Below are 21,429 nucleotides of genomic sequence, written 5' to 3'. Positions count from 1 at the left end.
GTGCCTGTTTTCTCATTAGCGGTTCCCCGCCTGATTACTATTTTTTCTTCTTTGAAAAGAATCTTGCTACGTTGGATACTTTATCTAACACCTTGCTTTCCAACCCATTACCGGTAACGGAGAGGATAAGCTCCCCCGGTTCTGCCGCAGCCGGCGCTGGGGTTGCCAATGCAGCCGGCGCTTGCTCGTCGAGGGACGGTCTTGGCTTCGCCGCTGCCAGCATCTCCGTTCCAGGCACTTCTTTTGGCGTGGCGCTGAGGGCTGCATCCAGTTCCTGCCTGTCGATCAGGGCCGTTGCTTTCTCTGCGGTATGGAGATTGTCCAGGTTTATTGATGATGTTGTTGTTGCTGTTTTTGTTACCGCCTGTTGGGGCTGCTCCGGTTGTTGCCGGGGTGTAGCGGCTCCTTGTTTAGCGGTGGTTTGCGCCAGAACCGGAGGGGCCGGGGCTGCTATATCTTCACCAACGGTAGTCGCGGTACGGCTGTCAGGCGCTGTTGGCGCGGCTGATGGCGGCAACGTCTCCCCTTTCACGGTAACGCGGCTATCGGGAACCTGCTCTTCCGGATCAGTTGTTGTGTACGGCTCGATATTGGCGGCGGGCGGTACTTTTTCAACACCTGCCAGGGGTGTAAGGGCCTGATGGTCCCTAAACCGGTCGGAAAGTCCCAGGAAAGCCAGCACACCGGCTATCATCGCTGCGGCAGCCCACCAGTAAGCCGTACGCATCCGGAATGTCCGGGACTTGCTGTGGCGATAGAGAACGGATTTATCATCAAATCTGATGGACGGGTCGGCATGTTGCTTCGTACCCTGCCACATCACCAGCTCCTGCCGCACTTTTGGATGGCTGGCCATGAATTGTTCCAGGGCTTCTTCTTCCGCTGGATCAAGCTCACCATCGATATAACTCAGTAAATATCCTTCGTAGTTCTGTACATGTATTTCGCTGCCGCGATAGAGGGATGCCTTGGCGTCAAACACGACAACTTCCGGCCGGAGGCGGGTGGCCATGAGAAGCTCCAGCTCCGCACGTACCTGGGGATTTGCGCCGATAAAGCGTTCCAGGGCTGCCGTTTCTTCCGCATTCAACTCCCCGTCCACATAACAGTAGAGGTAGCTTTCGTAGTTCGATATGTTGATGTCTGCCGACATAGGCTGTTGTTTGATGAATACCTTGTTTGTTTTCAGATCACGTTTTCCATTTTAACCAGGTATTCCTTCAGATGGGCCCTTGCCCGGTGCAAATATACCTTTACCTGCGAAGGGTTTAGTTGCATGATCTCCCCGATCTCCTCGTAGCTGTAACCCTCATAATCCTTCAGCAGGATGAGGGAACGCTGTACATCGCTCAGCCTTTTGAGGGCTTTTTCTATGACATTACGTGCATTATGCACTTTTTGTTCGGAAATCCTCGCTTCTTCCTTGAATTCCTCCACCAGTGTAATACGCTTCACTTTCCGCACATGATCGATCATATTATGGTACGCTACGGTAAACAAATAGCTCTTGGCCTTTTCAAAAGGCACATCACTATTATGCTTCCATAATATTTCAAACGCGTTCTGTACCACGTCCCTCGAATCTTCCGCATTTTCCAGGTTCTTTACAATGAACCGGAAGAGGTTATCGCTGTACAGATCCACGCATTTGTTGTACTCCTTTTCCGTCATCCGGTGGCAGGTCTTTTGTGCAATTTCCGACATTTTGGTTGAAAAGCCTTGCCCACCCTTTGCCCGGGGTGGCGCAAATGCCCCTTTCTACCAGCTCCATGACAATATTTCTACGATATGCAGGTTTCTGACAACCGCCGGTAACTGCCCCTTCTCCGCCGGCTCCCAGGGTATTCCCGGGCCGGTCGCAGACCAGGTGAGCAGCAGGAAACCCGCCAGTATGGCCACACAAGCTACCACCGGCAAGCGCCGGATGACCGAATGTACAGTACCTTTCGTCATAATCTACCGTCCATGATAATAATATGACGCAAACCGGCAGATAAATGTTACACCTCCGTCAAACTTTTTACCATTCTGCAAAATCAGGCGGCACGCATATAAAATACTGGATACATTTAATGCCTAACTTTGTCAGATATGAACCAGGACTTTATAAAACGGTTACAACAGGAGCTGGAAGAGATCCAGGCTGCAGGGCTTTACAAGCATGAGCGGATCATTACATCGGAGCAGGGCGCCGAGATCTCCGTGGGCGGGAAGACCGTGATCAACCTCTGTGCGAACAACTACCTGGGCCTGTCGTCCCACCCCAAAGTGGTGGCAGCGGCCAAAGAAGCCATCGATACACACGGCTACGGCATGAGCAGCGTACGCTTCATTTGCGGCACGCAGGACATTCACCGGGAGCTGGAGCAAAAAATATCCCGCTTCCTCGGCATGGAAGACACCATCCTTTATGTAGCGGCCTTTGACGCCAACGGCGGCGTGTTCGAGCCCCTGTTCTCAGAGCAGGACGCCATCATTTCCGATGCCCTGAACCATGCCTCCATTATAGACGGCGTACGCCTCTGCAAAGCCCAGCGCTTCCGTTACGAACACAATAACATGGCGGACCTGGAGGTCAAACTGCAGGAAGCCCAGGGCGCCCGCAGCCGTATCATCGTAACGGACGGCTCATTCAGCATGGATGGTACCATTGCGCAGCTGGACAAGATCTGCGACCTGGCGGACAAGTACAATGCCATCGTCATGTCAGACGAAAGCCATTCCTCCGGCTTCCTCGGCAAAACCGGCCGCGGCACCCATGAATACCGCAATGTCATGGGCCGCGTGGATATTATCACCGGCACCCTCGGCAAAGCCCTCGGCGGCGCCTCCGGCGGCTTCACCAGCGGCAGCAAGGCCACCATCGATATGCTGCGCCAGCGGAGCAGGCCCTACCTGTTCTCCAATTCTGTAGCCCCCAGCATCGTCGGCGCTTCCATCGCCGTGCTGGATATGCTCAGCGAAACTACCGAACTGCGGGATAAACTGGAATCCAACACCCGGTACTTCCGGGAGAAAATGACGGCAGCCGGCTTCGATATCAAGCCCGGCGACCACCCGATCGTGCCCGTGATGCTCTATGACGCAAAACTCAGCCAGCAATTCGCAGACAGGCTGCTGGAGGAAGGTATCTACGTTATCGGGTTCTTCTACCCCGTAGTGCCCAAAGGCCAGGCCCGCATCCGCGTTCAGCTCAGCGCTGCGCACGAACAGACGCATCTTGACAAGGCCATTGCCGCTTTCACCAAAGTGGGCAATGAACTGGGCGTGCTGAAACCTGCCGGCGCCTGAACACAACTCCGCTGATATTACCACCATTAAAATATATACACACCCGGGGGCTGACCAAAATCAGCCCCCTTTTTTGCAGCAAATCCATTCCGCAAGCCTTACTTTTGCACATTATCGAAAAACAAAAGCCCATGAAACCGATCAGCCTGTTCATGCTTGCCGCCGCCCTCTGGCTCAGCGCCTGCTCGCCCAACAACGTCAAAGAAGTAAAAAGCTGGGAAAAATATTTTTCCAAATACAAGCTGGAAGGCTGCTTCATGGTGTTCGACAACGGTCAGGGCACTTTCAGGGCCTATAATATCGACCGGGCAAAACAGCGGTTCACCCCGGCATCCACCTTCAAGATATTTAATTCCCTGGTTGGCCTCCACACCGGCGCAATCAGCGATACCAATATGATCATTCCCTGGGACAGTATTTCCCGCCCGGACCAGGAATGGAACCAGGACCTCACCATGGCGCAGGCCTTTCGCCTGTCATCCGTGCCTTACTACCAGGAAGTGGCCCGCCGCATCGGCCGGGATACCATGCAGCACTGGCTGGATACCGTGCAATACGGCAACCATATCATCAGCAAGGTCGATACTTTCTGGCTGGACAATTCCCTGCAGATCTCTCCCGATGAGGAACTTGGCCTCGTCAAACAACTGTATTTCAACCAGCTTCCCTTCCAGCGCCGCGCGCAGGAACTGGTATCCGCCCTTATGCTGCGGGAAGAAACGCCGAAGTACAAACTGGCCTATAAAACAGGATGGGGCATTACCGGCCCGAAAAAGATCGGCTGGATGGTCGGCTGGATCGAAGAGAACAAACATCCCAGCTTTTTTGTGCTGAACTTTGAAACGGAAGATCCGGCCCTGGATATTCCCGCCGTCAGGGAAGAACTGATGCGCAGCATCCTCACTGAAGAAGGATTTTTCAAAGGGGAAAAGTAGCCAACAGCCCGGGGTTACCGGCTTCGCTGTTAAAAAACTCATAAATCCTTTCGGCCCACCCTTGTAATACGTTATAAAAAAATTATTTTTGACTATCGCCCCGGCGCTGACCGGGGTGCGTCATTTTAGCCATGTTAAGATTTCAACATACGGAATACCTCTGGGCATTTGTGCTCCTGATCGTACTGGTACTGGCATTTGCCTGGGTTACCTGGTGGAAAAGGCGCTCCGTGCGCCGCATAGGTGATCCGGTAATGGTAGAGAAACTATTCAGCGGATATTCCCGCCGCCTGTTCACGATCAAGTTCCTGCTGGTGTTCATCGCTTTTTTCTTTGGTGTGGCCGGCCTGGCCAACCTGCAGAAAGGCAGCCGGCTGGAAAAGATCACCCGTAAAGGCGTGGATGTCATTATAGCGCTGGATGTGAGCAAAAGCATGCTTGCCACCGATGCGAAACCCGACCGGCTGACCCGCGCCAAACAGCTGGTGACCCGACTCATGGATAAACTGGATAATGACCGGGTGGGCCTGGTGGTCTTTGCCGGGAACGCCTACCTGCAAATGCCGCTGACGGTAGACTATTCCGCGGCGCGCATGTACCTGAACAGCATTACGCCGGACCTGATTCCCAGGCAGGGCACCGAGATCAATGAGGCCATCCGTATCAGCGATGAAGCTTTCAACAAAAAGGAACGCAAACATAAAGCGCTGATCATCATTTCAGACGGGGAAGACCATAACGAAGGCGCCGTTGCCGAAGCCAAAAAAGCCCTGGAGAACGGCGTTGTGATCAACACTGTCGGCATAGGCTCCCCCACCGGCGCGCCTCTGCCCGATCCTGCCGCCGGCGGCCTGAAAAAAGACCGCGATGGAAAAACAGTGATCTCGAAACTGAATGAAGATGCCCTGAAATCCCTCGCTTCTACCGGCAAAGGCATGTACCTGCACCTGATGAACAACACAGATGATGTAGTGGAAGCGCTTGCCGCGAAGATCGACAGTATGGAACAAAAAGAATTCGGCGAAAACGTATTCTCTGACTATAACAGCTATTTTCAATACTTCCTGGGGATCTGCCTGCTACTGATCCTGCTCGAATTCTTTCTGCCGGAAGGCAAAAAGAAAAAAGCCGATGCAGATGCATTGCCGGGACTTAAAACCGCAAACGCCAGATGATGAAGTACCGCTTTTTACATATACCCGTTGCCGTTATTGGCCTACTGCTTTGCTCCGCCCTTGCTGCATCCGCACAGGAAGGCACCAGCAAACTGATCCGGAAAGGAAACGAACAGTATAAAAAACAGCAGTATGCAGATGCCGAAGCCAGTTACAAGAAAGCACTGGAACGCAACAATAAATCCATTGCCGGGCACTACAACCTTGGTAATTCACTTTACGAGCAGAAACGATACGACGCGGCCCGCCAGCAATATGCCAACACGCTGAAAAACGAGGCCGGCAAAGACGTGAAAGCGGATGCCAATTATAACATCGGCAATACTTTCATGGAGGGCAAAAAATGGGAAGAAAGCATTAAAAGCTACAAGGCTGCGCTCAAAGCCAATCCTGCAGATGAACAGGCCCGTTATAACCTCGCCTACGCGCAGGCTATGCTGAAAAAACAGCAACAACAGGGCGGAGGAAATAATAAGGATAAAAACGATAAGAAAGACCAGCAGAATCAGGACAAGGATAAAGACAAGAAGGACAACCAGAATAAAGATCAGGAGAATAAAGACCAACAGGATAAAAAAGACCAGCAGAAAGACAAGGACCAGGAAAAAGAGCAGCAGCAGAATCAGCCCAAACCCAGCAAGCTGACGCAGGAAGAAGCCAAGCGCCTCCTGCAGGCCCTCGCACAGCAGGAGAAGAAATTACAGGAAGACAAGATGAAAAAGGCAAAGGCCAGTCCAGGCATGGTAGAAAAGGACTGGTAGGCGCAGAAACAGAAAAACCGCTCCTGTATTGAACAAGGCGGCTTTCCGTAACTTTCCTCTCCAAATAAAAAACGCGTCAGTCAAACGCGTTAAACACATAGTTTCCGTTTAAACGATATGTAAAATTAGTGTGTATCCGTTCATCGTGATTGGACAAACCGGCGAATGAATGGTACTATTTGAACATCGCATCCCTGAATGCATGCGGGGACGATGCGGTATGATTCCTGAAAAACCGGCTGAAATAGGCCGGGTCCTCAAACCCAAGTTCATAACATATCTCCTTTACGCTTCTGTGACTAAAGGCCAGTTGCCGCTTTGCCTCCAGTACCAGCCGGTCGCGCACCATATCCGTTACCGTTTTGTTCAGCACTTCACGGGTGATCTCATTCAACCGCTTGGCGGTGAGCGCGAACTGCCCGGCATAAAAATCGGCCTTATGCTCACTGCGAAAATATCGCTCTACCAGCTGCCGCAGCTTTACGATCCGGGCGTCATGATGCTGCAGCCCGGGGGAATTGGCGGCATTATGCTTCTTTTCCCGTTCCATCAACAAAAGAAAGGCATTAAGATAATGCTTGATGACGGCACTGTTGCTGCCTTCGATCTGAACGGCCAGCTCACTGCGCATCAGCGTGATCAGGTGCGAAAAATTCTCCGCAGCGGGGCGGCTCACCCGGATGGGCGCATACGCCTGGGAATCATCGAAAAGCGTTGTGAAATCATACAGTGCTTCCCGGTCGTGCCGGTTACTGAAATAAAAAGCCTCGGTAAAGGTGATGCTGAAGCCGAAAATGCTCGCGTCCAGCAGCTGGTGCACCTGCCCCGGTCCCAATAAAAAAACCATATTGTCCTCCAGCGGATAAGACACAAAATCCACAATATGCTCCCCCGAAGCCCTTGTGAACCAGACGATCTGGAAATCATGATGCCGGTGAGGCTGTGTGGTCAGCTCACTATGGAAATGCTCCACTTCAAAAATGCTGAATTGCCCGCTGAAGGGTAATTGCTGATAGGGTATGGTGTCCACGAGATCTTTATAATGGCTACAAACGGCTTATCGGATTAAAACTAGGCAATTCCGGTCTGTGTTCTTTACCGTTCATATAAAATAACAAAACTGCAGGTCCGCCGGGATTTGTTAATTTTGTGCCTACATCTATTCTGATCATTCATGCAACTGTACTGCCAATCACTTACCCAATATAAACGTTTGCCCACGCTCGAAGTGAAGGTGGGAGACCTCCTTATCGGCAACTTTCATCCCATCCGCATCCAGACGATGACCACCACGGACACCATGAACACACAGGCTACCGTGGAGCAGTCCATCCGCTGTATTGAGGCAGGGGCGGAGCTCGTACGCATCACCGCACCCAATAAAACCGAAGCCGAGAACCTTCTCCCGATAAAGCAAGAGCTGCGCCGCAGGGGGTACACGACCCCGCTGGTGGCGGACATTCATTTCACCCCCAATGCGGCAGAAGTAGCGGCGCGCATCGTGGAAAAAGTAAGGGTGAACCCGGGTAATTATGTTGACAAGAAGAAATTCGAGCTGCTGGAATATACAGACGCGGAGTACCAGGAGGAGATCGACCGCATCCGGGAACGCTTTACACCGCTGGTAAAGATCTGCAAGGAGTATGGTACAGCTATGCGCATCGGCACCAACCACGGTTCGCTGAGCGACCGTATCATGAGCCGCTACGGCGATACGCCCATGGGTATGGTGGAAAGCGCCATGGAGTTCCTGCGCATCGCAGAAGACCTTCATTACCGGAACATCGTGCTGAGCATGAAAGCCAGCAACCCCCAGGTGATGGTACAGGCCTACCGCCTGCTGGTGCAGACCATGCAGCAGGAACTGGGCCATGCCTACCCGCTGCACCTCGGCGTAACCGAGGCCGGGGACGGGGAAGACGGCAGGATCAAGTCCGCCGTGGGCATCGGTACCCTGTTGGAAGATGGTGTGGGCGATACCATCCGGGTTTCCCTCACGGAAGACCCTGAATTTGAACTGCCCGTTTGCCGCGACCTGGTGAAACGTTATACCCGGCGGGTGTCACATCCCGCCATCGAACCGCTGGATGAAAACAGGCTGCCCTATTCCCCGTTCGCCTACAAACGCCGGGAAACCGTTGCCGTAGATAATATCGGGGGCAAACAGGTTCCCGTGGTGGTGGCCGACCTCAGCCACCTTCACACGATTACGCCAAAAGACCTTCAACCCATCGGATACACCTACGATGAGCCCACGGATAAATGGAACATCGGAGATGCGGCAGCCGACTACCTGTTCACTGGGGACAAAGTGCTGCATTTCGCGCTGCCCGGCACCCTGAAGGTGATCGTGCAATATCATACCTGGCTGGAGGCCGCCGATAAAGAAAAGTATTTCCCCTGGATGGATATCGCCGGTTACCTGGCCGCCCGCCAGCATGACCGCCTTGCAACGATCAACTTCGTTGCGGCCAACGCGGACGACTTTGGCCGGGAAAGCTTTTCCGCCTTCCTGGAACAGCTGCAGGAAAATGTGGTGCCTGTCATCTACTCCAACTCCATACATGCCATGGCCACTGTCAGGAGAGCGATAGCCGGGATGATGGAAAAACGTATAACCCAGCCCGTTATGCTGCTGTGCAACAGCACGCATAACAATGCGGAGGAAGACCTCATCCATCATGCTACGGAAACCGGCGCCCTGTTGCTGGACGGATTCGGGGACGGTCTCTGGCTGAAAGCGCAGCCGGACCTTACGATCGCACATCAGCCTGCTGCGGTGACCGAACCGGCAGGTCTCATCAACAATATTGCCTTCGGCATCCTGCAGGCCACCCGCTCCAGGATCTCCAAAACAGAATATATCTCGTGCCCCTCCTGTGGCCGGACACTCTTTGACCTGCAGGAAACCACCGCACGCATCCGGGCAGTCACCAATCACCTCAAAGGCGTGAAGATCGCCATTATGGGATGCATCGTCAACGGCCCGGGAGAAATGGCGGACGCCGATTTCGGCTACGTGGGCAGCGGTGTGGGAAAGATCACATTGTACCGTGGCAAAGAAGTAGTGAAAAGGGGACTGAACAGCGATGTTGCCGTAGACGAACTGATCAACCTCATCCGTGATAACGGCATGTGGGTGGACACAAAATAAGAAGGGACGCATCACGGCATCCCTTCTAAAACTGTAACTGGGGTTAACAAAAGCAGTGTACCTTAACTTTTTGTGTTCTGAATTTCCCCGAAGGGCTTTGGGGTTAATTGCATTATTAGCGTGTCACAAAAGTACTACCCTCATGAGGGTAGGTCAAGCGTAGTTATACGCAAAATGTTGCGTAGTTTCCCGCTTATTAAGATCATTCCACAAATTATCCGCTGTAAATCAACCAGTTAAGGTTGGTATTCCGCTTGCTGAACAACTGAAAACGTTCGATATGAAAAATCTGCTTGCTGCCGGGGCATTGATCATGATAACTGCCTGCGGCCCCAATACTTCCCAGACCTCGGAAAGAAGAGTATCATCATATGACAGCGCCCGGGCGTTGAGCCTTCAGCAGAAGGAACTGGCCGTCAAACCCGCAACCGGCTACTTTGCCCGGAATGATATCAAACAGAACGACAGCATTGCCTGCTGGCTGTTTGAATCCGCAGCAGCGCGTGACAGCGTGCTGGGCATTGCAAAAACAATGAATAATATTATCGACACGGCAGATTTTACCCGGGAGATGATGGCGGTCATAACGCTTATGCCATCCAGCCTGACGCAGCACCTGGAACTGGTTTCCGCTGCACAAACAGAGGAAGCCGCTCACCTTCACTTTTCGATCAGGATCGATACGCCCAAGAGGACATATAATACCGCGGCGGTATGGGCCGGCATTCTCCCTAAAACAGAAGGTTTGAAAGAAGTGCGTTTCTACCGGGGAGACGAGCTGATCAAAAGCATTGATATCGACAGGTAAGTGTTGGAGCATCAGGTAAACAAACACTTGTCAGCCGTGAGCAAAAAATGAGGAGGATGACTCAACGGTAAAATGAAGGCGCTGAAAACCGCGTAAACGAAAATTATCTCCAATCAGGGACCCGAATAAAAAGAGGCTGTATCTACCTTTGATACAGCCTCCCCTTTTATGCAGGTATGATCCCCGCTTAAATATCATATTCGAGATTGGGCCGCAGCCATTTTTCTGCTTCTTCCACGGTCCAGCCCTTTCTTTGTGCATAATCCTCCAGCTGATCTTTTTCTATTTTGCCCAGCCCGAAATATTTCGATTCCGGATTGGCAAAATACCAGCCGCTTACGCTGGATGCAGGGTACATGGCCAGCGATTCGGTGAGTGTAATACCGGTAGCTTCCGTTGCACCCAGCATATCAAAGAGTTTATACTTTTCGGTATGCTCGGGACAGGCGGGATAACCCGGCGCCGGGCGGATACCGAGATATTCCTCCTTGATCAGCTGTTCATTACTAAGATGCTCCTTGCTGGCATATCCCCAGAATTCTTTCCGCACCCGTGCATGCATCAGTTCTGTGAATGCCTCCGCCATACGGTCAGCCAGCGCCTTTAACATGATGCTGCTATAGTCGTCATGCTCTTTTTTAAACTGATCCAGCCACTTTTCAATGCCCTCACCCGCCGTTACGGCAAAACCGCCGATATAGTCCTGCTTGCCGGAAGCGGCCGGCGCAATAAAGTCGGCCAGGCTGATATTCGGTTGTCCGGGTGCTTTCTTGATCTGCTGGCGCAGGAACTCCAGGGGTATGATGGCGCCGTCTTCCGTAGTAGCATGAATGGTATCTGCCCCATCGCTGTTGGCGGGGAAAATGCCGATCGCCGCCCTTGCGGTCAGCCAGTTTTCGGCAATGATGCGCCGGAGCATGTCCTGCGCGTCCTGGAACAGCCTGGTGGCTTCCTTGCCTACCACTTTATCTTCCAGTATCTGCGGGAATTTGCCGTGCAGTTCCCAAGAAATAAAGAACGGCTGCCAGTCGATATACTTCGCGATCTCACCGAGATCGTAGTTGGCAAATGTTTTTGTGCCGATGAAAGCCGGTTTCACAGGGTTGAATTTTTCCCAGTCTATCTTCACCTTGTTTTGCCTGGCTTCCGCAATGGGCAGGTATTGCTTTACGGGCCTTTTGTTCCGGAAGGCTTCGTTCAGCTTCACGTATTCGCTTTTCACTTCCTCCAGGAAGTTCTTGTTGAGTGCCTTGTTGAGCAGGTTACCGGTAACCGTCACACTGCGGGAAGCGTCCAGTACATGCACTACCCCGTTCTCATATTCCGGCGCGATCTTCACCGCTGTATGCGTGCGGGATGTGGTGGCGCCGCCGATCAGCAGGGGGATATTGAATTGCTGGCGTTTCAGTTCCCGCGCAATGTGCACCATCTCATCCAGGCTGGGTGTGATCAGGCCGCTGAGACCGATGATATCCACTTCCTGCTCCCTCGCCGTCTGCAGTATTTTCTCTGCCGGCACCATCACGCCAAGGTCGATGATATCATACCCGTTACATCCCAATACAACACCCACGATGTTCTTGCCAATGTCGTGCACATCTCCTTTCACGGTTGCCAGCAGTATCTTTCCGGCGGATTTGACCTGTCCGCCGTTCAGCGCCACAAATTGTGCTTTTTCCTCTTCGATATAAGGCGTCAGCACCGCTACGGATTTTTTCATCACGCGGGCGCTTTTCACGACCTGCGGCAGGAACATCTTGCCGCTGCCGAAGAGGTCGCCTACGATATTCATGCCGTCCATCAACGGGCCTTCGATCACTTCAAGTGGACGAGGATATTTCTGCCGGGCTTCTTCCGTATCTGCTTCAATATAATCGGTGATACCATTCACCAGGGCATGGCTGAGCCTTTGCTCCACGGTACCGGCTCTCCATGCTTCGCTCTTCTCGGCTACCTTGCCTTTGGCCTTTACGGTCTCGGCAAAATTGATCAGCCTTTCGGTTGCATCATCACGGCGGTTGAGGATGGCGTCTTCACAAAGCTCCCGGAGCTGCGGTTCGATCTCATCATAAATTTGTATCATCCCCGCGTTCACGATCCCCATATCCAGTCCCGCTTTGATCGCATGCAGCAGAAATACGGAGTGCATGGCTTCCCGCACCGTATCGTTACCCCGGAAGGAAAAGGACACATTGCTAACGCCACCGCTGATCTTGGCCAGCGGCATCAGCTTTTTGATCTGCCGGCAGGCTTCGATGAAATCAACGGCATAGTTGTTATGCTCTTCAATACCCGTAGCGATGGCGAATATGTTGGGGTCGAAAATAATATCCTGGGGGTCGAAACCCACTTTATCAACAAGTATTTTGTAAGCACGATGGCAGAAGGTAACCCTTTTTTCAAGCGTATCGGCCTGGCCGTTCTCGTCAAATGCCATGACCACAACCGAAGCGCCGTAGCTCTGGCAGATAACGGCATGTTCGATGAACTTTTCTTCTCCTTCTTTCAGGCTGATGGAGTTCACGATACATTTGCCCTGCAGGCATTTGAGGCCCGCCTCTATCACGCTGAACTTGCTGGAATCGATCATCACGGGGATACGCGAAATGTCCGGTTCTGAGGCCAGCAGGTTAAGGAATGTGGTCATGGCCTTTTCGCCATCCAGCAAAGCATCGTCCATATTCACGTCCAGCACCTGCGCACCATTTTCCACCTGTTGGCGGGCAACGGACAGCGCTTCCTCAAACAATCCTTCACGGATGAGCCTTGCGAATTTTTTGGAGCCGGTAACATTGGTGCGTTCCCCGACATTGATAAAGTTGGTTTCCGGCCTTACCACAAGCGGCTCCAGGCCGCTGAGGCGCAGGTACGGTCTGATCGTACGCGTAGTGTTCATTACTAATGACTGTGGTTCATGTGCTGATTATGCCAGCGTTGCTTCCAGTACCGGTAAAGGACGCGGTGGAATGGATCTCACGTGTTCAGCCATATGACGGATGTGGTCCGGAGTGGTTCCACAACAGCCGCCAACAATGTTTACAAAACCCTCCCGGGCAAATTCCTCAATAATATGCGCCGTTTCATGCGGCTGCTCGTCGTATTCACCAAAAGTATTGGGTAATCCGGCGTTCGGGTAGCAGCTGACAAAACAGCCTGCGATCTGCGAAAGCTCCTCTATATAAGGCCGCATCTGGCTACCGCCCAGTGCACAGTTCAACCCGATGGAGAACGGCCTTGCATGCATCACGGAAATATAGAACGCTTCCAGCGTCTGGCCGCTCAATGTTCTGCCCGATGCATCGGTGATGGTACCGGAGATCATTACCGGCAATTCAGGTTTACCGGAGTCACGGAAGTATTTCTTGATAGCGAAGATGGCGCCTTTGGCATTCAGGGTATCAAAGATGGTCTCGATCAGCAGAATATCCGCCCCGGCCTCTGCCAGCGCTTTTACCTGTTGATAGTAGGCATCCACCACCTCATCGAAAGTTACAGAACGGAAACCCGGGTTGTTCACATCCGGGGAAATGGAAAGCGTCTTGTTCAGCGGACCGATGGCGCCGGCAACGAAGCGGGGTTTGTCGGGATCGCGGCGGGTATAGTCGTCCGCAGCACGCCGGGCGATGGTCACCGAAGCCGTGTTCATTTCAACCGCGAGGTCCTGCATATCATAGTCCGCCTGCGCGATCACGGTGCTGCTGAAAGTATTGGTCTCGATAATATCCGCTCCTGCTTCCAGGTATTCCCGGTGGATCGCTTCAATGATCTCCGGCTGGGTAATGGACAGCAAATCGGAATTCCCTTTCACATCCGTGTGAAAGTCTTTAAAACGTTCCCCTCTGTAATCGGATTCCTGGAGTTTGTAGCGCTGGATCATGGTGCCCATCGCACCGTCAATTATCAGAATGCGCTCGGCGGCGCACTGTTGCAAAGATTTCATGGCAATTACGTTTATTAGTTACGGTTTAGAATGAACCCGCAGGCCGAACAATAAACAAATCTACCTGCAGGCGTTTGCAAAGATAGAAAAGTCTCAGGTAATAACCGTATATGGTATTTCCTGTGAGGAGCAGCTGGCAACAAATAACATTAAACTACTGGTTATCAATATCATTAAACGTCTTCATAAAAATATTTCGAAAGAATTTTGTTTACTCCACAAAGTCTACTACTTTTGTAGAGTAATAACAGAAACCAACCATTAACTTGTCTTTATCATGCTTACAAGACCTTTGCAACAAAAACAGGTTGTCCCGCAGCGGGCATTTTCCTACCGGCATCGTGCAGCCGCCGGGTGTTCATATATGTGCCGCTGATATCTCTCCCATCAGCTGGAAACAATATCATTGAACCTGTAAAGCAATCCTTATGAACATCAAAAATGACGTGAAAGCATTAAGCCGTAACCTGGCGAAGCTGGGTCTGCAGCAAGTGCTGGCGGAAAGTTCCCTGGCAGATGAATCTTTCAGGGTGGTGTATGTAAACAAGCAGCTGCAGCAGGGGGCGCAGGCTCCGGGCAAACGGAAGAAGAAAGACGCTTCCTGACAGCTGTAGTGACCTAATGCAACAATTGCGTATTCATAACGTGGAATAGTTACCTGAGACAGGTGTTTTCGAGCACCTGTATTTTCTTCTATCTGTTTGCGTAAGCCAGACTGCAAATGCTCACTTCCATGTTGTTTGCCGTCATTATCGCGCGGGCACAGGCTTCCATCGTTGCGCCCGTGGTCAGCACATCATCTACCAGCAATACATGTCCGGGCTTTAATGCATCCGTTGCCTTCAGGGCGAATGCAGTGGAAACATTCTCCCATCTTTCCATTCTTGATTTACGCGTCTGGGTATCTGAATTAGGGATCCTTTCGAGCGCTTCGGCCGTATGGCAACCCAGTACCCCCGCTATACCGGCGGCCAGTAACGATGCCTGGTTATATCCGCGGTGCCGTTGTTTTACGGCATGCAGCGGCACGGGGATGACGGCGGATATCTCCTGCCACCAGGCGCTTTGCCGTAACTGCAGGCCCAGTTGCCGCCCGAGGTAGAGGGCAATGTCTTTCCGGCCGTGGTATTTGAACTGATGCACAAGTTGCTGGAGGCGGCTTTGCCGGCCGAAGTAATAGCCTGCAGTGGCATGCCGCAGGGCAATGCGGCCATGAAATATCCGCTCCACCGGGTTACCCTCGCTTAACTGGAAACCGGTGACCGGCAACCGGTGAGCGCAGGCAAGACAGAGGACTTCTTCCGTACGGGAAAGATCGTGGCCACAACTTTCGCAGGTGTGGGGGTATAACAAATGCAACAATGGTCCAAACATAAAGTCCAGCTTTAAAACAGCAGCCGGTACACCTCTTCCACTCTTCCGAGGGCAACGACTTCAATATTGAATTTACTGAAATCAAGTCCTTTTTGATGGTATTTGGATATAAATATTTTCTCGAAGCCCAGCTTCTCCGCTTCGGCAATACGCTGTTCGATGCGGTTCACGGCACGAACCTCCCCGCTCAGCCCCACTTCCCCCGCGAAGCAGTATTTATGGGGAATGCCCGCATCTTCATAAGAGGATAACAGCGCACAAAGTACCGCAAGGTCAATGGAAGGATCTTCCACCCTCAGGCCACCCGCGATATTGAGAAACACATCCTTCACCCCGAAATGAAAGCCGCCGCGTTTTTCCAGTACGGCCAACAGCAGTTGCAGCCTGCGCAGATCGAACCCCGTAGCGGTACGTTGCGGCGTACCGTACACCGATTGGGTAACGAGCGCCTGCACCTCCACGAGCAGCGGTCGCAGCCCTTCAATAGTGGCTGCGATGGCAATACCGCTGAGCATATCCTCCCTTTGCGAGATCAGTATTTCGGAGGGATTGCTCACCTGCCGGAGGCCCTGCCCCGTCATTTCGTAGATGCCCAGCTCCGATGTGGACCCAAAGCGGTTCTTTATCGTACGCAGGATGCGGTAGGCATAATGCTGGTCCCCTTCAAACTGGAGCACGGTGTCCACCATGTGTTCCAATATCTTCGGGCCGGCAATGACCCCGTCCTTGGTAATGTGGCCGATGAGGAAAACAGGGGTGTTCGTTTCCTTGGCAAAACGTTGCATTTCGGCGGTCGTTTCCCTGATCTGCGACACGCTTCCCGGTGCTGATTCGATCAGCGGGGATTGCAGCGTCTGGATAGAGTCGATGATCACCAGCTGCGGTTGCAGCTTTTTTATTTCCTGGAAGATGACTTGTGTGGACGTTTCCGTCAGCAGGTAAAATTGTTCGTTACTTATCTTCAAACGGTCTGCCCGCATTTTGATCTGCTGTTCGCTTTCCTCTCCGCTGATATAAAGCGTTCTGATCCCGTTCAGCAGCAATGCGTTCTGCAGGAAGAGGGTAGACTTTCCGATGCCCGGCTCCCCACCCACCAGCACCAGCGAACCCGCCACTATGCCGCCTCCCAGCACTCTGTTCAATTCGGCGTCAGGTGTAAGCCATCTTTTTTCTGCAATGCCTTCCACTGCTTCCAGGTTCACTACTTTCGGCGCACGCGGGCTCTCCGGTTTCTCTTTCCATTCCTGTTGACGCAAGGGCATATCTTTCTGTACCTTTTCCTCTACAAAAGTGTTCCACTGATTGCAGGAAGGACATTTACCCGTCCATTTTGCCGATTCATATCCGCAGTTCTGACAAAAAAAAGCCGTTTTGATTTTAGCCATGCAGCAAAGTAAAATAATAAAGCAACGAGATCGCCGATATATTTTTCGAAGGGAGAGATCAAGGAAAACGTTCGCAAAAAATGCATAAAAGAGAAAAGAGCCAACGGATGATTCCGCTGACTCTTTCTACTTACTAACCCATTAAATTCAGGACTAAATTACTAAATGGGTTGAGAATAAAAAAGTTTATTTAAAGGATGTTAATAACTTTTAAAGTGTTAATTCTACTGGCAGTCCGTCGGCTGGAATCCACTATTGTAGCCTGTTTCGCCTCCAAGTTATTTTCTGCAAACTTTCGTAAATTATTGATAGAGAGGGGCAGTAACACAAGCATTCATATATTAATTTAACTATATATTATAATTATAATTCAAGAGATAAAATCATCATGAATAAGGGGTGGAAAACCCGTCTTTCCGCCAAACTGTCAGTGTTAATTTTTTGGTGCTGTCAAAATACTCCCGTAACCGGGTGGTTTCCTGTAAAAATTGTTAAATATGGGGACTGGTAAGGGTTTTGATATAGCATAGGGGTATTTTTACAACAATTACATTTAACAAGATAAACTATGACACCTGGAATAATGATCGTATCGCTGATTTTCGTGGGAATCAGCATGCTGGTGAGCTTTCGGTTAAAAAGCAAATTCAAGAAATACAGCGGGGTACCGACCTCCTCAGGCCTTACCGGGCGGGAGATCGCGGAAAAAATGCTCCGTGAGAACGGCATACATGACGTAAAAGTAATATCTGTTGAAGGGCACCTGAGCGACCACTATAACCCGCAGACGAAGACTGTAAACCTCAGTCCGGATGTATATCATAACAACAGTGTGGCTGCAGCAGCCGTGGCGGCCCATGAATGCGGGCACGCCGTGCAGCATGCCACCTCCTATTCCTGGCTGACCCTGCGTTCCAGGCTGGTGCCTGTGGTGCAGGTAAGTTCCAGCCTCGTGCAGTGGGTGTTGCTGGCCGGCATTCTGCTGTTACAGGTATTCCCGCAATTGTTGCTGGGTGGCGTGATCCTTTTCGGGGTGACCACCCTGTTCTCCGTGATCACGCTCCCCGTGGAGTTTGACGCTTCCAACAGGGCGCTGAAATGGCTGGACAATGCGGGCATCACCTACCAGAAAGAACATGCAATGGCCAAGGATGCGCTGTGGTGGGCGGCTATGACCTATGTGGTGGCGGCGGTGTCCTCCATCGTGATACTGTTCCAGTACCTGATGATCTATCTGGGTGCGCGGGACAGGAATTGACCGGCTATAAAGATGAGGTATAATATAAGAGCGATTCCCTGCCGGGGAATCGCTTTTTGTTCCGGTACCGGCGCGCAGGCTCCCGCATTCCGGGATAGCCGGAGGCCTTCCGGAGGGCGGGCTCCGGCCTGCCGGGGAGCTAAAACACCAGCAAAACCGGCACCTGTATAACCTGTTGATAATTGTTTGTCAAATTTTTTATTGAAAATCAATCAATTACAAAGGGGCGCTGGAAAAAATAACCTCAAATCGCTGGTTATTCTGTTTTTCCATCTTAGCTTTGCCGTCCCAAATAGGGCGAGATTAAATTTATTTTATTAAGCAATGAATACTTTAAGTTTCAAAACAAAATCTGCCAATGACGCTTATGTTAAGCGCGACTGGTACATTGTAGATGCTACCAATCAAACAGTGGGCAGAATGAGCGCCAAGATCGCAGCGATCCTGAGAGGTAAGAACAAACCTTACTACACACCTCATACTGACTGTGGCGACAATATTATCGTGATCAACGCCGAAAAGGTGGTTTTCACCGGCAACAAGCTGAACGATAAAGAATACCAGACCTATTCCGGTTACCCGGGTGGTCAGAAAGCCGAAACTGCGAAGGACCTGCTCCGCCGCCGTCCGGAAGTGGTGATCGAAAGAGCTGTGAAAGGCATGCTGCCTAAAAACCGTCTGGGCCGGGCGATGTACAAAAAACTTTTTGTCTATGCCGGTGCTGAACATCCGCACACCGCTCAGAAACCGCAGACTTTAACTTTCTAATTACACCTGAATAATGGAAAAACAGAAAAATACTATCGGTCGTCGTAAGGAAGCAGTTGCCCGCGTATATGTGAGCAAAGGTACCGGCACCATCATGGTGAACGACAAAGACTATAAAACATATTTTGCGCTGATCTATCTGCAGAACCAGGTAGAAGCCCCTTTCAAAACCATTGACGCGCTGGATAAATTCGATGTAAAAGTGAATGCACAGGGCGGCGGTATCAAAGGTCAGGCTGAAGCAGTAAAACTGGGTATTGCCCGCGCATTATGCGAGATCAATCCCGAGTTTCGCCCTGCACTGAAAGCTGCGGGCCTGCTGAAACGTGACCCGAGGCAAGTTGAACGTAAGAAACCAGGTAAGGCTAAAGCAAGAAGAAGCTTCCAGTTCTCTAAACGTTAATGATCGCAGCATTCAATTCCTGAACATCAATTTGATTAAAACAACATGGAAAATAATACTTCATTACAGCAGCAGTTACTGGAAGCCGGTGTACACTTCGGTCACCTGAAGAAAAAGTGGAACCCGAAGATGCTGCCTTATATTTTCGCAGAAAAGAAAGGTATTCATATCATCGACCTGAACAAAACTGTTGAAGGTCTGCAGGAGACAGCAGCTGCGCTGAAATCCATCGCAAAAAGCGGCAAAAAGATCATGTTCGTTGCTACCAAAAAGCAGGCGAAAGAGATCGTTGCCGATGCAGCAAAACGTGTTAACATGCCCTACGTGACCGAAAGGTGGCTGGGTGGTATGCTGACCAACTTTTCAACTATCCGGAAGAGTGTAAAGAAAATGCAGAGCATCGAGAAAATGCTGACGGATGGTACTTTCGATAACATTACCAAGAAAGAGCGTCTGACGCTTTCCCGCGATAAGGACAAAATGGAAAAAGTGCTGGGCGGTATCGCTCAACTGGCACGTGTTCCGGCTGCCCTGTTCATCGTAGATATCAGCCATGAGCACATTGCACTGGCTGAAGCCAAACGCCTCGGCGTTTCTACATTCGGTATGGTGGATACCAACTCCGATCCTACCAAGGTTGACTTCGCTATCCCTGCGAATGACGACGCTACCAAATCCATCGCTATCATCGTTAGCTACATTACAGCAGCTATCGCAGAAGGCCTGGCCGAAAGAGCTGTTGAAAAAACAGACGAGGTAGAGGAAGAAGAAACAGACAACAAACTGCGCAAGTTTGAACTGGAAGGCGGTGATGAACGTGGCGAAAGAGGCCGCAGGCCTGGTGGTCCCGGTGGCAGAACCGGCGGACCCGGCGGTAACCGTGGACCCGGTGGTGGTAACCGCGGTGGCGGACCCGGCAGAAGCGGCGGTGGTAACCGTCCAGGCGGAAGCCGTCCTGGTGGCAATCGCCCCGGTGGTGGCGGAGGATTCCGTCCCTCAGGAGCAGGCAGACCCGGCCCCTCCAGATAATCAGCACAATACATAGAAAATAATGTGAATCGTGAATGATAACCGTCGTTCACGATTCACATTATAACATCCCCTCGGCGGGCCCCTCTCAAACTAAGTAATAACTCTAAACTGAATTATATACCATGGCAACAATTACAGCAGCTGATGTAAACAAACTGCGTCAGCAAACAGGAGCTGGTATGATGGATTGCAGGAAGGCGCTGGTGGAAACAGACGGTGACTTTGAAAAAGCAGTTGATTACCTGCGCAAAAAAGGACAAAAAGTAGCTGCCCTGCGTTCCGACCGCGAAACCAAAGAAGGCGTAGTGATCGCCAAGACCACTGCAGACAGCAAAGCAGGCGTGATCGTACTCCTGAGCTGCGAAACCGACTTCGTGGCGAAGAATGACGAGTTCATCAAATTTGCACAATCCATTGCTGATCTGGCACTGGCCAATAATATCCAGTCTGCGGATGAACTGAATGCTGCCCAGCTGGATGGCGCTTCCGTTGCGGATAAAGTGAACGACCAGGTGGCCAAGATCGGTGAAAAGATCACCCTGAGCAAATTCGAAAGGATCGAAGCTGCTGCTGTGACTGCCTACATCCACGGTAACTACCGCATGGGCGTACTGGTTGGCTTCAGCAAACCGGTTTCTGAAGAGGTAGGTAAAGACGTAGCTATGCAGATCGCAGCCATGAACCCGATCGCAGTAGATGCGGATGGTGTTCCTGCTGAGTTGATCGCAAGGGAAAAAGAGATCGCTGTTGAGCAGATCAAGGCAGAAGGCAAACCCGCTGAAATGGCCGAAAAGATCGCTGCCGGCAAGATCAATAAATTCTATAAGGAAAGCACCCTGCTGCAGCAAGCCTTCGTAAAAGACGGCAACAAATCTGTAGCAGACCACCTGAAATCCGTAGATGCGGAACTGAAGGTTTCTTCCTTCAAACGCGTGGCTTTGGGATAATCTTACCAGATCATATAAAAGGAGAGAATGTAAAAATTCTCTCCTTTTTTTTGCATATACACATCCGGGGGATATTTTTGAGGATGGATTTGTATATTTAATACCGGATAGAGCGGTCCGGAAGCTGCGCCCGGGTACCCCAACGGTAGCATCCGACAGGGAATGTTCGGAAAGAACGAGAAATAGATCTTAAATAAT

Annotated in this window: 20 protein-coding genes; 12 read left to right on the top strand and 8 right to left on the bottom strand. The window is 51.3% G+C overall.

Annotated elements, in window-relative coordinates:
• Positions 1-37: 37 nt before the first annotated feature.
• Genes FW415_RS05025 through FW415_RS05015 form a run of 3 tightly spaced genes read right to left on the bottom strand, consistent with a single transcriptional unit; the run spans position 38 to position 1,953 of the window.
• The gene (locus tag FW415_RS05025) at positions 38-1,153 is read right to left on the bottom strand and encodes an anti-sigma factor (RefSeq protein ID WP_148383195.1); all 1,116 of its coding nucleotides are present in this window, start codon (positions 1,151-1,153) and stop codon (positions 38-40) included.
• Between the two features lie 32 nt (positions 1,154-1,185).
• Positions 1,186-1,704, bottom strand: a complete 519-nt coding sequence (locus FW415_RS05020) for an RNA polymerase sigma factor (protein ID WP_246858916.1) — start codon at positions 1,702-1,704, stop codon at positions 1,186-1,188.
• 54 nt (positions 1,705-1,758) lie between these two features.
• Positions 1,759-1,953: a hypothetical protein gene (locus FW415_RS05015; RefSeq protein WP_148383194.1), complete on the bottom strand. Its 195-nt coding sequence runs from the start codon at positions 1,951-1,953 to the stop codon at positions 1,759-1,761.
• 138 nt (positions 1,954-2,091) lie between these two features.
• Here FW415_RS05015 and kbl point away from each other — a divergent pair, with 138 nt between their 5' ends.
• From kbl to FW415_RS04995, 4 genes are all read left to right on the top strand, one after another.
• Positions 2,092-3,291 (top strand): glycine C-acetyltransferase, encoded by a 1,200-nt coding sequence (kbl, locus tag FW415_RS05010; RefSeq protein ID WP_148383193.1) that lies wholly within the window; start codon positions 2,092-2,094, stop codon positions 3,289-3,291.
• A gap of 131 nt (positions 3,292-3,422) precedes the next feature.
• Positions 3,423-4,226 (top strand): class D beta-lactamase, encoded by an 804-nt coding sequence (gene blaOXA, locus FW415_RS05005; RefSeq protein ID WP_148383192.1) that lies wholly within the window; start codon positions 3,423-3,425, stop codon positions 4,224-4,226.
• Positions 4,227-4,357: 131 nt separating this feature from the next.
• Positions 4,358-5,401, top strand: a complete 1,044-nt coding sequence (locus FW415_RS05000; protein ID WP_148383191.1) for a VWA domain-containing protein — start codon at positions 4,358-4,360, stop codon at positions 5,399-5,401.
• Complete coding sequence (locus FW415_RS04995; RefSeq protein WP_210420829.1) at positions 5,398-6,162, top strand: tetratricopeptide repeat protein; 765 nt, start codon at positions 5,398-5,400, stop codon at positions 6,160-6,162. Before FW415_RS05000 ends, FW415_RS04995 begins: the two co-directional genes overlap by 4 nt.
• Before the next feature lie 175 nt (positions 6,163-6,337).
• On the opposite strand, the gene FW415_RS04990 is transcribed toward FW415_RS04995, so the two are convergent.
• On the bottom strand, positions 6,338-7,192 hold the full coding sequence (locus tag FW415_RS04990; protein ID WP_148383190.1) for a helix-turn-helix domain-containing protein: 855 nt from the start codon (positions 7,190-7,192) through the stop codon (positions 6,338-6,340).
• 144 nt (positions 7,193-7,336) lie between these two features.
• Between FW415_RS04990 and ispG the strand changes: the two genes are divergently transcribed.
• Entirely contained in the window at positions 7,337-9,316 is a 1,980-nt protein-coding gene (gene ispG / locus FW415_RS04985) for a (E)-4-hydroxy-3-methylbut-2-enyl-diphosphate synthase (protein WP_148383189.1), read from the top strand.
• 280 nt (positions 9,317-9,596) lie between these two features.
• Positions 9,597-10,124: a hypothetical protein gene (locus FW415_RS04980; protein ID WP_148383188.1), complete on the top strand. Its 528-nt coding sequence runs from the start codon at positions 9,597-9,599 to the stop codon at positions 10,122-10,124.
• A 187-nt stretch (positions 10,125-10,311) separates the two neighbouring features.
• On the opposite strand, the gene metH is transcribed toward FW415_RS04980, so the two are convergent.
• Positions 10,312-13,020: a methionine synthase gene (gene metH / locus FW415_RS04975; RefSeq protein WP_148383187.1), complete on the bottom strand. Its 2,709-nt coding sequence runs from the start codon at positions 13,018-13,020 to the stop codon at positions 10,312-10,314.
• Positions 13,021-13,047: 27 nt separating this feature from the next.
• Positions 13,048-14,064: a homocysteine S-methyltransferase family protein gene (locus tag FW415_RS04970; RefSeq protein WP_148383186.1), complete on the bottom strand. Its 1,017-nt coding sequence runs from the start codon at positions 14,062-14,064 to the stop codon at positions 13,048-13,050.
• Between the two features lie 428 nt (positions 14,065-14,492).
• On the opposite strand from FW415_RS04970, the gene FW415_RS24890 reads away from it, so the two are divergent.
• Positions 14,493-14,669, top strand: a complete 177-nt coding sequence (locus FW415_RS24890; protein WP_168208671.1) for a hypothetical protein — start codon at positions 14,493-14,495, stop codon at positions 14,667-14,669.
• 88 nt (positions 14,670-14,757) lie between these two features.
• Here the strand turns inward: FW415_RS24890 and FW415_RS04965 are convergent, their stop codons facing one another.
• Together FW415_RS04965 and radA are read right to left on the bottom strand one after the other, a co-directional pair.
• Positions 14,758-15,438: a ComF family protein gene (locus tag FW415_RS04965; RefSeq protein WP_148383185.1), complete on the bottom strand. Its 681-nt coding sequence runs from the start codon at positions 15,436-15,438 to the stop codon at positions 14,758-14,760.
• An 11-nt stretch (positions 15,439-15,449) separates the two neighbouring features.
• A complete protein-coding gene (gene radA / locus FW415_RS04960; protein ID WP_148383184.1) occupies positions 15,450-16,823 on the bottom strand; it encodes a DNA repair protein RadA in 1,374 nt (457 codons plus the stop codon).
• 568 nt (positions 16,824-17,391) lie between these two features.
• Between radA and FW415_RS04955 the strand changes: the two genes are divergently transcribed.
• From FW415_RS04955 to tsf, 5 genes are all read left to right on the top strand, one after another.
• Entirely contained in the window at positions 17,392-18,081 is a 690-nt protein-coding gene (locus FW415_RS04955) for a zinc metallopeptidase (protein WP_148383183.1), read from the top strand.
• A gap of 324 nt (positions 18,082-18,405) precedes the next feature.
• Positions 18,406-18,849: a 50S ribosomal protein L13 gene (gene rplM, locus FW415_RS04950; RefSeq protein ID WP_148383182.1), complete on the top strand. Its 444-nt coding sequence runs from the start codon at positions 18,406-18,408 to the stop codon at positions 18,847-18,849.
• Between the two features lie 13 nt (positions 18,850-18,862).
• On the top strand, positions 18,863-19,252 hold the full coding sequence (gene rpsI, locus FW415_RS04945) for a 30S ribosomal protein S9 (RefSeq protein WP_148383181.1): 390 nt from the start codon (positions 18,863-18,865) through the stop codon (positions 19,250-19,252).
• A 45-nt stretch (positions 19,253-19,297) separates the two neighbouring features.
• A complete protein-coding gene (rpsB, locus tag FW415_RS04940; RefSeq protein ID WP_148383180.1) occupies positions 19,298-20,281 on the top strand; it encodes a 30S ribosomal protein S2 in 984 nt (327 codons plus the stop codon).
• Between the two features lie 125 nt (positions 20,282-20,406).
• On the top strand, positions 20,407-21,231 hold the full coding sequence (gene tsf / locus FW415_RS04935; protein ID WP_148383179.1) for a translation elongation factor Ts: 825 nt from the start codon (positions 20,407-20,409) through the stop codon (positions 21,229-21,231).
• Positions 21,232-21,429: the final 198 nt, after the last annotated feature.

This window comes from Chitinophaga sp. XS-30 (assembly GCF_008086345.1).
Lineage (GTDB): Bacteria > Bacteroidota > Bacteroidia > Chitinophagales > Chitinophagaceae > Chitinophaga.
This window is presented reverse-complemented; position numbering and strand designations above follow the sequence as displayed.

Bases quoted from the DNA above. Each gene is read 5' to 3' on its own strand.
- FW415_RS05025 (WP_148383195.1), bottom strand. From the start codon at position 1,153: ATGTCGGCAGACATCAACATATCGAACTACGAAAGCTACCTCTACTGT.
- FW415_RS05020 (WP_246858916.1), bottom strand. From the start codon at position 1,704: ATGTCGGAAATTGCACAAAAGACCTGCCACCGGATGACGGAAAAGGAG.
- FW415_RS05015 (WP_148383194.1), bottom strand. From the start codon at position 1,953: ATGACGAAAGGTACTGTACATTCGGTCATCCGGCGCTTGCCGGTGGTA.
- kbl (WP_148383193.1), top strand. From the start codon at position 2,092: ATGAACCAGGACTTTATAAAACGGTTACAACAGGAGCTGGAAGAGATC.
- blaOXA (WP_148383192.1), top strand. From the start codon at position 3,423: ATGAAACCGATCAGCCTGTTCATGCTTGCCGCCGCCCTCTGGCTCAGC.
- FW415_RS05000 (WP_148383191.1), top strand. From the start codon at position 4,358: ATGTTAAGATTTCAACATACGGAATACCTCTGGGCATTTGTGCTCCTG.
- FW415_RS04995 (WP_210420829.1), top strand. From the start codon at position 5,398: ATGATGAAGTACCGCTTTTTACATATACCCGTTGCCGTTATTGGCCTA.
- ispG (WP_148383189.1), top strand. From the start codon at position 7,337: ATGCAACTGTACTGCCAATCACTTACCCAATATAAACGTTTGCCCACG.
- FW415_RS04980 (WP_148383188.1), top strand. From the start codon at position 9,597: ATGAAAAATCTGCTTGCTGCCGGGGCATTGATCATGATAACTGCCTGC.
- metH (WP_148383187.1), bottom strand. From the start codon at position 13,020: ATGAACACTACGCGTACGATCAGACCGTACCTGCGCCTCAGCGGCCTG.
- FW415_RS04970 (WP_148383186.1), bottom strand. From the start codon at position 14,064: ATGAAATCTTTGCAACAGTGCGCCGCCGAGCGCATTCTGATAATTGAC.
- FW415_RS24890 (WP_168208671.1), top strand. From the start codon at position 14,493: ATGAACATCAAAAATGACGTGAAAGCATTAAGCCGTAACCTGGCGAAG.
- FW415_RS04965 (WP_148383185.1), bottom strand. From the start codon at position 15,438: ATGTTTGGACCATTGTTGCATTTGTTATACCCCCACACCTGCGAAAGT.
- radA (WP_148383184.1), bottom strand. From the start codon at position 16,823: ATGGCTAAAATCAAAACGGCTTTTTTTTGTCAGAACTGCGGATATGAA.
- FW415_RS04955 (WP_148383183.1), top strand. From the start codon at position 17,392: ATGACACCTGGAATAATGATCGTATCGCTGATTTTCGTGGGAATCAGC.
- rplM (WP_148383182.1), top strand. From the start codon at position 18,406: ATGAATACTTTAAGTTTCAAAACAAAATCTGCCAATGACGCTTATGTT.
- rpsI (WP_148383181.1), top strand. From the start codon at position 18,863: ATGGAAAAACAGAAAAATACTATCGGTCGTCGTAAGGAAGCAGTTGCC.
- rpsB (WP_148383180.1), top strand. From the start codon at position 19,298: ATGGAAAATAATACTTCATTACAGCAGCAGTTACTGGAAGCCGGTGTA.
- tsf (WP_148383179.1), top strand. From the start codon at position 20,407: ATGGCAACAATTACAGCAGCTGATGTAAACAAACTGCGTCAGCAAACA.